This window comes from Proteus sp. G2626, assembly GCF_009915985.1.
Taxonomy (GTDB): Bacteria; Pseudomonadota; Gammaproteobacteria; order Enterobacterales; family Enterobacteriaceae; genus Proteus; species Proteus vulgaris.
In genome coordinates this window covers 1-13,227 of sequence record NZ_JAABNH010000020.1, presented here as the reverse complement: position 1 = coordinate 13,227, position 13,227 = coordinate 1, and the positions used below count along the sequence as shown (strand labels likewise).

The 13,227-nt window shown below is 44.5% G+C and carries 16 protein-coding genes; all 16 read right to left on the bottom strand.

The window, feature by feature from the left end:
• Positions 1 to 443, bottom strand: a 443-nt coding sequence (locus GWJ05_RS08575; RefSeq protein ID WP_161681363.1) for a hypothetical protein, incomplete at its 3' end; no start/stop codon positions are given.
• Entirely contained in the window at positions 443 to 1,039 is a 597-nt protein-coding gene (locus GWJ05_RS08570) for a hypothetical protein (RefSeq protein WP_036918208.1), read from the bottom strand. The genes GWJ05_RS08570 and GWJ05_RS08575, both read right to left, overlap by 1 nt.
• A complete protein-coding gene (locus GWJ05_RS08565; protein ID WP_161681362.1) occupies positions 1,040 to 4,291 on the bottom strand; it encodes a phage tail tape measure protein in 3,252 nt (1,083 codons plus the stop codon).
• Between the two features lie 41 nt (positions 4,292 to 4,332).
• Positions 4,333 to 4,599, bottom strand: a complete 267-nt coding sequence (locus GWJ05_RS08560; RefSeq protein WP_237585116.1) for a phage tail assembly protein T — start codon at positions 4,597 to 4,599, stop codon at positions 4,333 to 4,335.
• 8 nt (positions 4,600 to 4,607) lie between these two features.
• On the bottom strand, positions 4,608 to 5,024 hold the full coding sequence (locus GWJ05_RS08555) for a hypothetical protein (protein ID WP_109910849.1): 417 nt from the start codon (positions 5,022 to 5,024) through the stop codon (positions 4,608 to 4,610).
• Positions 5,025 to 5,088: 64 nt separating this feature from the next.
• Positions 5,089 to 5,754 carry a hypothetical protein gene (locus tag GWJ05_RS08550; protein ID WP_036937600.1) on the bottom strand — a complete coding sequence of 222 codons (666 nt, stop codon included), beginning with the start codon at positions 5,752 to 5,754 and terminating at the stop codon, positions 5,089 to 5,091.
• A 9-nt stretch (positions 5,755 to 5,763) separates the two neighbouring features.
• Positions 5,764 to 6,105 (bottom strand): tail completion protein gp17, encoded by a 342-nt coding sequence (gene gp17 / locus GWJ05_RS08545; RefSeq protein WP_109910851.1) that lies wholly within the window; start codon positions 6,103 to 6,105, stop codon positions 5,764 to 5,766.
• A gap of 5 nt (positions 6,106 to 6,110) precedes the next feature.
• Entirely contained in the window at positions 6,111 to 6,557 is a 447-nt protein-coding gene (locus GWJ05_RS08540; RefSeq protein ID WP_237585115.1) for an HK97-gp10 family putative phage morphogenesis protein, read from the bottom strand.
• Between the two features lie 16 nt (positions 6,558 to 6,573).
• Complete coding sequence (locus GWJ05_RS08535) at positions 6,574 to 6,903, bottom strand: phage head closure protein (protein ID WP_161681360.1); 330 nt, start codon at positions 6,901 to 6,903, stop codon at positions 6,574 to 6,576.
• 8 nt (positions 6,904 to 6,911) lie between these two features.
• A complete protein-coding gene (locus tag GWJ05_RS08530) occupies positions 6,912 to 7,238 on the bottom strand; it encodes a head-tail connector protein (protein WP_161681359.1) in 327 nt (108 codons plus the stop codon).
• Positions 7,238 to 7,432: a DUF7210 family protein gene (locus GWJ05_RS08525; RefSeq protein ID WP_072071162.1), complete on the bottom strand. Its 195-nt coding sequence runs from the start codon at positions 7,430 to 7,432 to the stop codon at positions 7,238 to 7,240. Before GWJ05_RS08525 ends, GWJ05_RS08530 begins: the two co-directional genes overlap by 1 nt.
• Positions 7,433 to 7,477: 45 nt before the next feature.
• On the bottom strand, positions 7,478 to 8,692 hold the full coding sequence (locus GWJ05_RS08520) for a phage major capsid protein (RefSeq protein ID WP_161681358.1): 1,215 nt from the start codon (positions 8,690 to 8,692) through the stop codon (positions 7,478 to 7,480).
• An 11-nt stretch (positions 8,693 to 8,703) separates the two neighbouring features.
• Entirely contained in the window at positions 8,704 to 9,555 is an 852-nt protein-coding gene (locus tag GWJ05_RS08515; RefSeq protein ID WP_109395509.1) for a head maturation protease, ClpP-related, read from the bottom strand.
• Positions 9,552 to 10,883, bottom strand: coding sequence for a phage portal protein (locus GWJ05_RS08510; protein ID WP_058336210.1), 1,332 nt, complete (start codon positions 10,881 to 10,883; stop codon positions 9,552 to 9,554). Before GWJ05_RS08510 ends, GWJ05_RS08515 begins: the two co-directional genes overlap by 4 nt.
• Positions 10,884 to 12,626: a terminase large subunit gene (locus tag GWJ05_RS08505; RefSeq protein WP_161681357.1), complete on the bottom strand. Its 1,743-nt coding sequence runs from the start codon at positions 12,624 to 12,626 to the stop codon at positions 10,884 to 10,886.
• On the bottom strand, positions 12,580 to 13,047 hold the full coding sequence (locus GWJ05_RS08500) for a phage terminase small subunit P27 family (RefSeq protein ID WP_036905779.1): 468 nt from the start codon (positions 13,045 to 13,047) through the stop codon (positions 12,580 to 12,582). The genes GWJ05_RS08505 and GWJ05_RS08500 overlap by 47 nt, the downstream gene beginning before the upstream one ends.
• Between the last annotated feature and the right edge of the window lie 180 nt (positions 13,048 to 13,227).

The following is a 13,227-nucleotide window of genomic DNA, read 5'->3' as shown; positions in this document are numbered from 1 at the left end:
CCGATTGACCATCGCTCGAATCGATTAGAAACATTAACACATACGGCATTTTCTTCGCCAGACACCACATTAATCGATGTGATTTGTCCGACAAATAAGATTTCAGCAAGAAGCGGTTTTCCCTCTTCACCGATGGCAACCATCATCAACCGCACTTCTCGCCCTCGACTTTGCTCATTCATCACCATCCCCACCAGCGATTTATCAAAACCCGCTAATTTAAGCTGTAATTGTGGGGGACTGGTTGTCTTATTTTCTTTTAGCTGACTGATTTCGCCTAAACTTCCTACACCTAAATAGGTTTCCCCCGCAATAATCAGTTGCCCAACACCGGTATGCGCACAGGTCACGCCTGATTTCAAATCGAGTCTGGCAGCTAAAACGATATAAGCCCCCTCATTAATCGCGTTGACCATGGCATCAGAAAATGGATGATATTGCATCAGTACAACACCTCCTCAAAAGATAACGTGATATTGGTATACCCCAAGCGACGATGCTGAAATTTACCCTGTTCATTATCAACGAGCCGAAATACTCCAAAAGGACGCTCAACCTCGAGCATTTCATTGACGGTAGGTGACATTCTTAACATCGGCGAAATAAGAATAATGGCACGTCCTTGATGATCACTGACCACATCCGCCACCACCATTTTGAGTTCATTGCCCACAGTTAAGCGATCCCCTTGCTGTAACACGCGCATATTGCGCTTCCAGTCCTTTGTTTCTAGCCGATGACCTAATTGGCTCGGTATTGCAATGCGAGGCGAACCATACCCATAACGCCCTTTTCTTATCCAACTGGCTATTTTGACTCGCCCCGACATCCCATCCAATGAAGCCACCAGCGCTTCTAACTGGCGCGATTTCTCTTCATTTAAATTATTGAATGTCAGCTCACAACGCCAACGACTTCCCGGAAAGCGTACCGTTTGACTACTTCCATTAAATGGTGAGGTAAAGGTTTTGCTGTTACTCAATAATTGCCAGTTTTCCTGCGTGGGGATCACCTCTTTTGGCCATTCAAGAATAGACATTTAAACTCCTAATGTTCTGCGTGCTGCACCATTACTTTGAAAGTCTTGTAACATCATCGCGTGAGCTTTCTGTGCGCCTGCTTCTGTCCCTTGTTGTGCGGCTTCTTTCATTGCTTGCGCAAGTACAGCGTCACCATTTCCTGTCACCGTAATATGATTAACGACCGTCATTTGTACACCACTCGCACGAGCTAACGTCGGTTGTGGTGTAACGGGTATTCGCCCTGCGGCCGCCCCCACAAAGCCCCCTGAAGCATAACCTTGCGCAGCATGCATTAAGCGATAGAGATTACCGACACCCAATTTAGCCGTCGCTTCTTTGGTAAAAACAAACTCACCACCATGCACAATCCCTTTAGGCTCAAATTTCCCGCCGTGCCCCGTATAACCACCGTAAGCATGTCCTTTGCTCATCCATCCCATATCAAAGCCCATTGCCTGCCCACCTGCTTCAATGGCTTTGAAAACCAGCATTTTCATCACCATTCGAGTGATATCGGAGATCACCGCATTGGCAAAATCTTTAAAGCTTCCTTTACCCGTTAAAGCAAAATCGGCTAACGCATCAGACATATTATTAAGCGCATTGGTAGTGACATTTCTGACGTTCTCCATCACATCCATGGCCGACTCATTGAAATCCGATAAGCCTTGTTTTAATCCCGCCATCGGATCACCTTTCATGGCCTCTCGCTTCCTCAGCTCTTCCTCAATCTGCTGTTTAGTGAGTTCGACATTGCGTTGTAAGTTCGCCAACTCTTTTTCGCCTAAATCCACACTGGCTTGCTGATAGAGCACATCAATCTGACGAAGGGCATTGATCTTTTCTTGCTCTGCGCGTGACTTTCCTATCAAGGTGGTTTCAAATTGCATCTGCTCAATTTCTTTACTGCGATCATAAGCAAATTGCGCAACCGAGTTGGCACGCGCCAGATCATCAATGGCTTTCGCTTTTTCTTTTATTGTCTCAATCGCTTTGGGATCGATTTTTAAGATGGCATCAAACTTATCTTTATTCTGTTTGATATCAGCTAAGGCGGATGTGTATTCATTAAAGGATGAGGTAGTGCCATACAACTGAATGCTTTGTCCATCCGCAATCAATGAGGCTTGTTTTTCCTCTAATTCCGTCAAGATTTTGGTGTACTGTTTGGCATAATCAATCGTTGATTTTGGTGTTTTGGGTGGCTTAATTTTTTTAGACTGTAAAGCAAGTTGGGCTTCAATTTCAGCTTGTAACGCTTTGTCATACCCCATCATGTCCGGTGTGATTTTTCTACTCGCCAATACATCTTCTGCATTGAGTTTAGCTAAAGCCTTACCTTCTGCTTTAGATTTTTCAATAGTACGAAGAGAAGCATCGATTGATTTTTGTGCATCATCAGAAACGACAATTAACGATTGTGCCGAAAACTGCTGTTGCTCTTGGGTGGCTGAACGAATGGATTGCGCTAAATTATCAAAAGCAGAACCTTGTAGATGGAGTTTACCAATCAATTCATCAGATTTTACGGAAGCATCGTAAATACGGCTGGCATAAAGCGCATAGGCATTAGAGACCATCCCGTTTTTTTGAACTTCAGCATCAAGCAATAATGCCATTTTTTTACGTGTAACTTCTAATTCTCTATTCTTTGTTTCAAGATCAGCAGTTACTTGAAGTTCATCTTTTCTAGCTTTAACTACTTCCGCTGAAAATGACTCGTAATCTCCTGTATAATAAAAAGAGATGCCTTTATTTGCCCCACCCAAATCCGATGATTTTTTTAAGTCCTCTTGCTTTCTCTTTAGCTCTTCTATTTTCTCAATTTGTGCATCTAAACCTTCAGCCAGTTTTCCGATTGAAGCTTGACGCTCCGCATCACTTAATTTGTTTAATGACTCCGTTGCAACGTCTAATGACTCTGCATACTCAAGAGCCTTTTGTCTTGATTGTTCTGCTTGTTGTTGCCACTCATAGTAAGCCATTGCCCCCGCGGTCAATAATCCTGTCGCAATCCCAAGAGGCCCACCAAGAAATGCAAGTGCACCACCAAAACTTCTCCCTAATGTAGAACTGGCTCTTTGTGCTGCATTCAACCGTTGTATCGCTAATGTTTCTGCATTTGTGGCTGACACAATAATGGAAGACTGCGCTTTCATTCGCATTCGAATACTACTGCGTTGTGCTTCTGTCTGAGCGAGTTGAAGTTGCGCTTGTAAAGAACGCATTTCAACACGGGCTAGCTCTAATTCAGCCGTCATCTTGGCTTTTGTGGCTTTAGCGGCGATTAAATCTTGTTGAACTTTTAATTTCGTTGCCGCGGCTTGTGCATAAGTGGCTTGAGTCCATTTGGCTATTTTTATTGCAATAGCCGTCATGGCTAAAGCTTCCGTAATTCTCATCACTTCAGAAAAATAATTCGATAATGCAGAAAGCCCCGTTGTTAAAAGCTGAGTCGCACCTGTACTTTGATTCGCTTCACCGATAAATTTTGTTATCGCCGATTGAAGATTAGTGAAACCTTGGCTAACCGTTGTCACGCTGGTAGCAAATTTTTTATCCACACTGTCGGCTGCACGTTCTAAGGCTTGAATGACTTTCTCTATCGTCATTTCACCGTCTTGGGCTTTCTTCCTTAGTTCACCCACACTGACACCCATTCCGTCAGCGATAGCTTTCGCTAACGCAGGGGTTTGCTCCATCACTGAATTCAGCTCTTCCCCACGTAACTGACCTGAGGCTAATGCTTGACCAAATTGGGTTAATGCCGCTTGGGCTGCGGTTGCACTCGCGCCTGAAATCGCCACGGCTTTTGAGACAGTTTCTGTGAGTTCAGCCACTTTCTGCTGGCTTAATCCTAAGCGATCGGCATTATCCGCAAAACGTTGATAAACCTGTGCTGTGGCATCCAATGATTGATAGGTTTTTTGGGCAATATCATAGACCGCTTGTGTGGCTTTATTTAACTCAACGGAGCTTTCTGTCACCAGTTTTAAGCGGTTCTGTAATTCCGTCCAACCATCGGCATAATTAATCACTTGCCGTACAGATAATGCACTTGCTGCGACGCTCGCAAAACGGGTAAAGAGTGCCGAGGATTTTGCGGTTTGCGATACCATTCGCTCTTGTTGTACGGTGATAGCTTGAAGGCTGACGCGAATACTTTGTCCAAATTGTTCTGTTTGGCGCTGGCTACGGTTGATCGCATTTGTGAAATTTGCCGTATTCAGCGTCAAATCGATATTTAATCTCCCCAATGCGCCAGCCATAAAAACTCCTTAAAACAATAAAAAAAGCCCCAACAAAGGGGCTATCGATGAGCCAATACATTCTGAGTAACACTATCCCACTCTTCAGCTTCTGTGGGCTTTTTCTGCCACATTGGCATAAAGTCAGTTAATTGAGGAGGGGGGAATTTCGGATCACGATTTATCATCGCTAAAAGATGTGCCACTTGTGCCATCCGATAATCCTCTCGCCATAAGCCAAAGGGCTGTTTGCGATAAAAGGCCTCATATTCACACAAGTGGCTTTCGGGCATTTGCTCGATTTCTGTGAGTGTTTTTCCCAGAGCCAACGACAATATCAATTGAAATTGTCGCCGGTCTCCGAGTTTTTTTCGCTGTTCCCCGATTCGGCTGTAAACACCGCATTAGAGAACCCTTGCCCTAGGCGATTAAGACCTTTTAAGTCTTCTTCATTTTCAGCATCAAAAAGCAGTTCCCCTTTTTCATCACACAACTTAAAGGCCAACATTCTGGCGACATCATATTCATCGTAGACACGATTTATCGCCTCATTAAATTGTTCGGGATCGTCTTCGTCTAAATAAATATCCTGCGCTTCGGCGAGCTTGATTTTAATTTGGCGAAGTTTGCGCTGAATGTAATTCATGGTGCCAACATCCAGCTCTTTGACATAAAAGGTGTTGTCTAAATAAGTAAAAGGCGTCACTTTCAGTGCTTGGTTTAACACTAATTCACGCAATAACGCGTTAGACATAATTACTCCTAAGATTTTTTATCGAGAAGGGAGAAGAGAAATAATGAGGTGGATGAATTAAGGGTTATTTCTTCGCATTCAAATAATCACGGCCAGACAATTTAATCGAGATCCCCGAATCCATCATTTGCCCTACACTGCCATCAATGTTCATGCCCGTTTCGACGGAGCCGTAATAAAACATGGAGCCTTCATCTCGCGTTAAGACCATTTTCACTGCGAATTTTTCTTTGCTGTTTTCATATTTACGCAAGAGTCGCTGCACCTCACTGGAGCTATACCGTAAGAAAAAGGTCAATTTAATTGAGCCGTATTCCGTATCGCCAGATTCATATTCCTTCCCATCACTGCAAATGGTAGTGACATCAATTTGTTCGGTTGTCGAACCGTCTTTGCTGAAACTTTTTACCGCACAAAAGTTATTAGACCACTGAATACGTTGTGCTTTGGCGTTTACAAAATCCGTGGGTAGCGTTTTATCACTCCAATCCACTTCGTCGCACAGGGTCACTTTATTGCCATCAACCTGTGCAATGGGAAAACGCCCATCTAACTCCCCTAAACCCGATAACATAATCATGTCATCCGCTTTCAGTTTATTATTGGCGATGGTAATGGTTGCGGGTGATAACGTCGCTTCCGTCACTGTCATCGCCTCCCCTAAGCCTGTTTGCACAAAGATCTTCGTGCCGAGGAAAGGCGTCGCTTTATGGTTTTTTGACTTTGCCATATCCATTCCTTATTTATCTGATGAAATCATTAATTCAAGAACAAGCCGATGCAATTTGACATCCGCTTCATACCCAAAGACCGCATTCATTCGTTGTGCAAATGGGATTGCCTCGATAATCTGAGCCTCGATTTTTTTACGCAAGACTATGAGAGGTTGTGGTTGTGGCGCATACACATCAAGTTGCACGCGATAGTTGTCTAAATCCGTATCCTCCAGCGCACTGTTAGGCGTGATGCTGGCAAACTGGATCACAATGGCGGGATAATGCCCTTTGCCTTCGGGTAATACCTGAAAAAAAACCCTTCCATCGACAAGAGGTGAAAGGGTCTCTTTTAATTGCTGTATCATGATCTCTACCTTACTTTTTCAATGTCCTCTTTGAGTGCTTGAACAATCACTTTAGCCGTCGCTTCCTTTTTCGCTTCAAAACTGGGCCGCATAAACGGTTGTGCGGGCATCTTGGCGGTGCCAAACTCGACAAACCACCAATAAAACGGATCATTTGGGTTCAATGCCGCACTTTTTCCCGTTGCCTGTTTAAAGGCAGACACCTTTTTACCCGATAATGATTTCACCCAAATGCGCGTTTTAACTTGCCCATTGCGCTGCACTTTCGTTTTAGAACGAATATTGCGCTTGATGGTGCCTTTGCGTCGATGAGGCACCGTTTCCTTAAGAATAGGTACTCGATGTTTGATTTCTTCTTTTAACGCCGAAGCCCCTACATTCATCGCCTTACGCGCGCTTTGATTTCTAGTTTTACGGGCGATGTCTTGCATTCGTTGAGCGAGTTCAGACAATCCACTGATTTTAATTTCACCCATCATTCACGCCCTCTTTGCACATTAATTGAAGCTCACGATGACGCTCATAAGGGTCAATAATCGAAATAATATTAAATATTCGCTTACCCCATACAATACGCATTGAGGTATCGATATCAGCGATATAGCGAATAAGAATTCGCGTTGTGGCCTCACTTTGTACTTGCTGAGCTTGAAAATATTCTCGCCCTTGATAAGGCATGATCGCTGCACGTACTTTTGTCGCATGATCCGTCCAAATCACATCACTGCCACTGATGGCATCGGGCGCTAATACTGATTTTTGAATATGAATAGTGTGGCGTAATCGTCCTGCACGCATAAAACCTCCTACAACCCATAAATCCGGTAAGGTTGAAGTAGTGCGGTGACCGCAAAAGGTTGTGTAGAAAAAGCTTGCCCCGAAATTACCCCCTCACGATTTTCATACCATTGCGCAATTAATAAGAGCATTGCCGCAATCACATCATCCGTTAAGAACAAGGCTTCAGGATCTTCTTGTGCTTTATCCATCTCCTGAGTTTTATGTAATGTTCGACGCGTGTAATTTTCAACATATTTCACAGCGGAACCGATATACAGCGTCAATAAATTATCGTCATCCGTAAAATCAGGATCGATATTGCAATGCTGCTTCACCAATTTGAGAGAAAGCATTATTTCTCCTTTTTCGCCTTAATATTTCTTTTCGGTTCAGGTTCGGGTTCAGTAACAAGATGTGTTTCTTCCTGTTCTTTGGCATAGCCTTTTTGGATTAACTCCCGTCCATGTTGCTCTAAGGTATCAATCTGCTCGCCTTCAAGCACCACTCGTCCCTCAAAATAAATGGCTCGTAAGATGACTAATTTCATATCACCTCCAAAGAAAAAGCGGTCATAAAGACCGCCTTAGTTACATTAATCACTTGACGTTGCTACCGTAAAATCACCGTAAACAAAGGCTTCTGGACGTTTGATCGCCAAAGCAAGACGCTCTTCACAACGAATAGAGATCATGTTTTTCTCAAAATCATCGGCGTTTTCCGTTGAAATCACCACATTCGTTTCTTCGCGATCAAAGAGCTGTGCACCCGCATTAAATGCCCCTGTTAAGAATTTCCCTTTAAACGCGGGAGTTTCTGTTGCCACAACCGGTAATCCCCATAAAGTCGGCCCTGTTAATGCGGAAGGATTAGCCAAAATATAGCGCCCCAAAGCGTCTTTGGTTAGTTCAATTTTCGCCCAGTCAATAAAGTGTAAAACGTGACCAGAAGCAGGGAAACGCGCCAATTGAGCTTGAAGCATGGCAAGCCGTAAATCATCGATACCATTTTGTTTTTCAACCGTAAAGGAGGCTTTATATTGAGTGGCTTGTGGGATAATGCCGTGCAAATGAGCCCCAGATCCATCACCAAATAAAATTTCTTGCTCTTCAACAAACTTCAATCCATAACGCATTTCTGCATCAATCAACGACTGCAACTGAGAAAAATCATCTAAGATTTGTTTAGACGCTTTAAACATATGAGCAATCGTCGTCACTGGCGTGATTTTGGTCGCAAAGGCAATGTCGCTATACGGCTTAGTGGTATTTTCAGGCGCAACCGCCGCCTTGTTGGTAAACCCCGTTTGCTGAACCCAGAAAATGGCGGGAGATTGCGTTTTACCTGACGCAATTAAGTCACGAATAAAAAGTCGTTGTTTCGGTGCAACATCGATACCCGACAATCGTTGTGGTTCAACTACGCCTTCGGCAACCCCCGTAGATGTTAATGCTGCCTGAACAGGAATTGAAACACGCTTGCCCTCTTGAATGCTGGAATTGATCTCTTTTAATACTTCAGCCGAGATCACTTGTTGACCAACACTTTTTACAACCTGCACCGCATTATTGAGTGGCATTTGCGCAACATGTTGTTCTAAATCCCCTAATGCGGCTTTCAGTGTTTTTTCAGATTCGCGTAGCGCATTTAGCTCGGTTGCCATTTTGTCTACGGCATGTTTCGTTTCTTCACTTAATCCACCCACTTTCTGCGCTTCTTTTAACGCTTCTTCAGCTTTGGCATTAAAATGCTGATTGGCTTCTTCAATTTTTGCCGATAGGTTTTTTAATAATTCATTTGTCTCTGACATAGTCACTCCAATTACTTAACGCAGGCAAAGGCGGTCACCGCCTCCTCCAATTTTGACAGGATTTCAGGATTAATATCGCAGGTAGCGCTTGGCATACCATTAGGTTGGGAAGTAGCGCTCGGCGTACTTCGGGTTAATGCACTAATTAGTTTTCGTCGTTCAGCACGAGGTGTGTTGGTTTTGGCAAGTAGCGCATCCAGTTTTCGGATCGCGGCTTGGGGACTTTCATCACCTTCGTCAATCACATCGGCAGAAAGTAGGCTGTCCGCAAATCCCTTTTCTATCGCTTCACTCGCACTGATATATGTTTCGTTGTCCATCATCTGACTCACCACGTCACTCGATTGCCCACTGCGTGCCACATAGATATCGGTCATCGAGGCATCAAAAGGGGCGAGATCATGAGCAAGTTTTGCAAAGTCGTGACGATTTCCTACCCCCATTGCCCAACAGTTATGGATCATTAAAAAGGCACCGCGCCCCATTTTTATTTCATCCCCTGCCATCGCAATAATGGACGCAGCGGAAGCGGCAATGCCCAAAATATTGACCGTTACCTTGCCACTGTGAGCACGAAGCAAGTTATAAATTGCCAACCCTTCAAACATATCGCCCCCTGGACTATTGAGGTTAACGACAATATCTTGCTCACCAATGGCACGAAGCGCGGCGGAAATCCGTTTAGCGGTGACACCTTCACCCCAATAATCTTCTCCAACGACGTCCAATATCGAAATCGAGTTATCCGCACTGGATGCCCGAATACGGCTATTCCATTTATCCAGTGCTTTGGGTTTCAGCTCATAGCGAATCGATGCGCAGGGGCGATCCTCCAGCGCGACTGGCAACTGATTTTTTTTCATAACGATGACTCCTCGGGACGAGGTGGATTGGATTGAGATGGGGTTACAGGTTCACCTTCAGGAAATAACCAGTTAGTGATCTGTGCTTTGAGCTTTTCAGCTTCATTGTTCGTGATATCTTTTCCGAGCTGATCCAGTGGCGTTAAATTAAGCTGAACCGTATAAATATCGCCCCCTTCAATAGGCGGTAAATTCTCTAACCGTCGAACATCATTTCGGCTCATCCAGCCATTTTGTAACGCTGTTGTGTAATAAGCTGAACGTCCTGCACTGTCTGCACGTAATAAGCCCTCAACAGAAAATTCCGCATAATAATCATCATCACTGTCGAGTAAACAACGATTAATTTCTTGCTCAATATTGACCAATAAGGGACGTAGTGTATTGGTCAAAAACTGCATATTCATCCCTTCCACACTGGATGCCCAACTACTTTGCTTATCGGCATGCCCCACCATAAAAGGTGGAACGCGAAACCAACGGCAAATTTCCTCAATGCTAAATCCGCGACTTTGTAATAATTGCGCCGTTTCAGGGTTCATGGTGACATTTTGATAAGACAAATCCGCTTCAAGGATCATCACCTTTCCGGCATTTTTTGAGCCGGTAAACGTCATTAAATGCTTTCTTAGGCGTTCTCGTTGATCGGCTTTCAAGGCATTCTTTGACGTTAATAATCCACTGGTTTGTAACCCATTTTCAAACACTTTTCCGGCCGCTTCATCCGTCGATAACGCGGTACCAATCACATCACGCCCAATCTGGATCGGTATCATTCCGCACACACCATCCATACCAAACCCTCGAATATGCATCATATTTTTAACGGGAATAACCCGTTTATTCGATTTAGGCATAGTATAGGTATATTCCAATTGCCCATTTTCCAATCGTTTCACCGTCATGTTTTGAGGTAATAACGGTTGAAGAGAAACCAACTTTTTCCCGATATAACATTTTTCAATAAACGCATTTCCTCTTAAACATAAGCTGGCAACAACCATCAACATAAAGCGAGAAGGCGTCATTTCTGCATTGGGTTTTCGGCATAATACTGTGTAAGCGGGATGATGTTTCGCCAGTTCGCGCGAGCCATCCGCCTTCGTTTGATAGATTTTCAATGGCAATGTCGAAATAGATTCACTGAGTAACCGAACGCAAGACCATACCGCAGACAGCTGTAATGCATTATCTGCGGTGACCACCTTGCCACTGCTACTCTTTCCAATCCATTCTTCCCAAAAGGCGCCATCAGTTAAACTAATGGGTATCCCCATCCAATTGAGGATCGCCGATTTTATTCGGCTCTTTTTTTTCACGTTACGCATTTAGATCCCCACAATAATTGGGTTATCAAAGAAACCATCAATATCCCCTTCATCCTCGAATTCCCCTTCAGAAGCCCCAATCGCCATTGCAGAGGCCACCACTCCATCAATTCGACCCGTGCTTTTTTTCTTGGCAAAGACGCGGTTATCTTTTTGGTCAGCCTCAAGCACAGCGGATGCGGCATTCCATCTCAAACAAGGATTGGCGTGGATCTCAATCTTCTTGTCATCAATGAGCTGTTCAAACAGTTCGATAGAGTGTGGCATCCACAGCCCTGAATCTTTGGCTTTGTAATATCCTTGTCCATGCGGAGTTAAAGGAACCGTCACACCCGCGTCATCGAGTTTGGGTTCAAGGTATTTAATGCGATAAGGGTCAAAGGCAATGGCTCTCATGCTGACGTGCATCGCCATTTCAGCAATGCGTTCTGCCACAAATTCATATCTCACCGCATTCCCTGGCGTGGTATGCATAAAACCTTGCCTTACCCATAAGTCGTAAGGCACTCGGTCGGTTTTCGCTCTATCCAATAAAGTGTCTTTGGGTGTCCAAAATTCGACATAAAGACGTTTGAGACTAGGAAAATACAAGGCTAATGCGGTTAAATCTTTGGTTCCCGATAAGTCCAGTCCGCCATAACACTCTTCACCTTGAAGGTCATCGAATGTGAACGTGTTTTCACACTGCATCCATGTTTCACTGTTAATCCACGGATTATCGGCATCCACCCACTGACAAAAATTAAGCCGACGCACAATGCTTTCTTTCGCGGGCATACCTCGAGCTTGTGTCACTTGTTCGCGCAAATAGCGATCAGAAAAGGTGTAGCCCAATGACGGATTGGCTTTCCCCCAGCAAGACTCATCCTTAAAGGGATCATCGCCCTCATCCAGTGAGCAAATATAGGAAAAGAAGCTGTCGTCTTCGATAGTGCCTTCGGCAACTTTTCGTCCGTATTCATGGTAGTCATAACACACACTGGTTTTATCATGCCCACTATTGGTGATCATAAATATCAAGGCTTGTCGCCGACCTTTTGTGCCCGCTCGCATCATCTCAACGGCGGTATTATTTTTATGCTCATGAATTTCATCAATCAACGCACAATGGGGACGAGGCCCTGATTGCCCATCATCCGAACTAATCGGACGAAAGAATGAACTCGTTTTCAAATAAGCCAAGTTCCACTCTTTGCCTGTTCCGCCTGATTTGGTGATCCGCTGACTTAATGCGGGAGATTGATCAACCATTGCCACCGCATCACGAAACAAAACCATGGCTTGGTCTTTTTTCGTGGCTGCCGCATACACTTCAGCACGCGGTTCACTGTCGGCGACTAAACAATACAACCCAACGCCACCCGCCATCGGTGATTTTCCTGAACCTTTACCTGATTCAACGTACACAATGCGAAATCGCCGTGTACCATCAGTCATTTTCCAGCCAAAAATGGAGCCAATCACAAAGCATTGCCAAGGCAATAAAATAAACGGTTTGCCTTCATGTTCCCCGCCATTGAGCTTTAAGACTTTCGCGAAAAAATCGATCACCCTTTTGACAGCCTCGACATCCCAGACTAATCCTCGTTGCTCGGCTTCGTTTAAATCTTTGAGATGACGTGCACATGCATGACGAATATCAGGCCCCGCTAAGATTTTGCCTTGATGCACGTCTTGCGCGTATTGTGTTGCGGGATCAACCGAAATATTGGTTGAGCGGATCTTCCTCTTCTTCTCCACCATCCATATTCACCTTCGAGCGAGCGGCAGGGGTTAAACCAAACTCGACTAAATAACTTTTAAAACGGCGATCTGCATCGGCCAACATGGCAACAGCAGGATTCGCTTTAATTAAAAAATCCCCTGATTGCGTTTTTGTGGTGTATGTCCGCCCCTCAATGGCAATGGTGTCTCGCAATTGAAGAATATCGGCGTAGATATCACACAGCCGTTCTAATGCCAGCGTGTCAGCCACGGTTAAAACACCCATTCCATCGAGTAATAAGGTTAATTTTGCCCACGCCATTTTCCCCCAATCCGTTAAATGTTCGGGCGGGCTTGGAATTTCACGTTTAGGTTGGGGTTCTTTATCGTTGAGTTTTCGTTTTCCCGGATTACCGGTGACCACCTTCAAGTGGGTCGGTTTCGGGCGTCTTCCTGCCATCGGAACCTCCCAGAAAAAAACTTTTCATTTCGCGGTTGTGCGCACAAATGAGGGCGCTAGGTAATCAGGGCGAAAGTGTCTGAACTTTTACCCCGCTCCCACCCTGTATTCATTGTGTTATTGATGCCAATGAGAATTGGGATCGAGTGGAATACCATCCGCATTACAGCCAATGACTTT

What these genes read in the sequence shown, in the direction of transcription:
- GWJ05_RS08550 (WP_036937600.1), bottom strand. Translation starts at nt 5,754, where the DNA reads ATGGCAAAGTCAAAAAACCATAAAGCGACGCCTTTCCTCGGCACGAAG.
- GWJ05_RS08510 (WP_058336210.1), bottom strand. Translation starts at nt 10,883, where the DNA reads ATGCGTAACGTGAAAAAAAAGAGCCGAATAAAATCGGCGATCCTCAAT.
- gp17 (WP_109910851.1), bottom strand. Translation starts at nt 6,105, where the DNA reads ATGATACAGCAATTAAAAGAGACCCTTTCACCTCTTGTCGATGGAAGG.
- GWJ05_RS08555 (WP_109910849.1), bottom strand. Translation starts at nt 5,024, where the DNA reads ATGTCTAACGCGTTATTGCGTGAATTAGTGTTAAACCAAGCACTGAAA.
- GWJ05_RS08570 (WP_036918208.1), bottom strand. Translation starts at nt 1,039, where the DNA reads ATGTCTATTCTTGAATGGCCAAAAGAGGTGATCCCCACGCAGGAAAAC.
- GWJ05_RS08505 (WP_161681357.1), bottom strand. Translation starts at nt 12,626, where the DNA reads ATGGTGGAGAAGAAGAGGAAGATCCGCTCAACCAATATTTCGGTTGAT.
- GWJ05_RS08520 (WP_161681358.1), bottom strand. Translation starts at nt 8,692, where the DNA reads ATGTCAGAGACAAATGAATTATTAAAAAACCTATCGGCAAAAATTGAA.
- GWJ05_RS08500 (WP_036905779.1), bottom strand. Translation starts at nt 13,047, where the DNA reads ATGGCAGGAAGACGCCCGAAACCGACCCACTTGAAGGTGGTCACCGGT.
- GWJ05_RS08535 (WP_161681360.1), bottom strand. Translation starts at nt 6,903, where the DNA reads ATGCGTGCAGGACGATTACGCCACACTATTCATATTCAAAAATCAGTA.
- GWJ05_RS08565 (WP_161681362.1), bottom strand. Translation starts at nt 4,291, where the DNA reads ATGGCTGGCGCATTGGGGAGATTAAATATCGATTTGACGCTGAATACG.
- GWJ05_RS08530 (WP_161681359.1), bottom strand. Translation starts at nt 7,238, where the DNA reads ATGCTTTCTCTCAAATTGGTGAAGCAGCATTGCAATATCGATCCTGAT.
- GWJ05_RS08515 (WP_109395509.1), bottom strand. Translation starts at nt 9,555, where the DNA reads ATGAAAAAAAATCAGTTGCCAGTCGCGCTGGAGGATCGCCCCTGCGCA.
- GWJ05_RS08525 (WP_072071162.1), bottom strand. Translation starts at nt 7,432, where the DNA reads ATGAAATTAGTCATCTTACGAGCCATTTATTTTGAGGGACGAGTGGTG.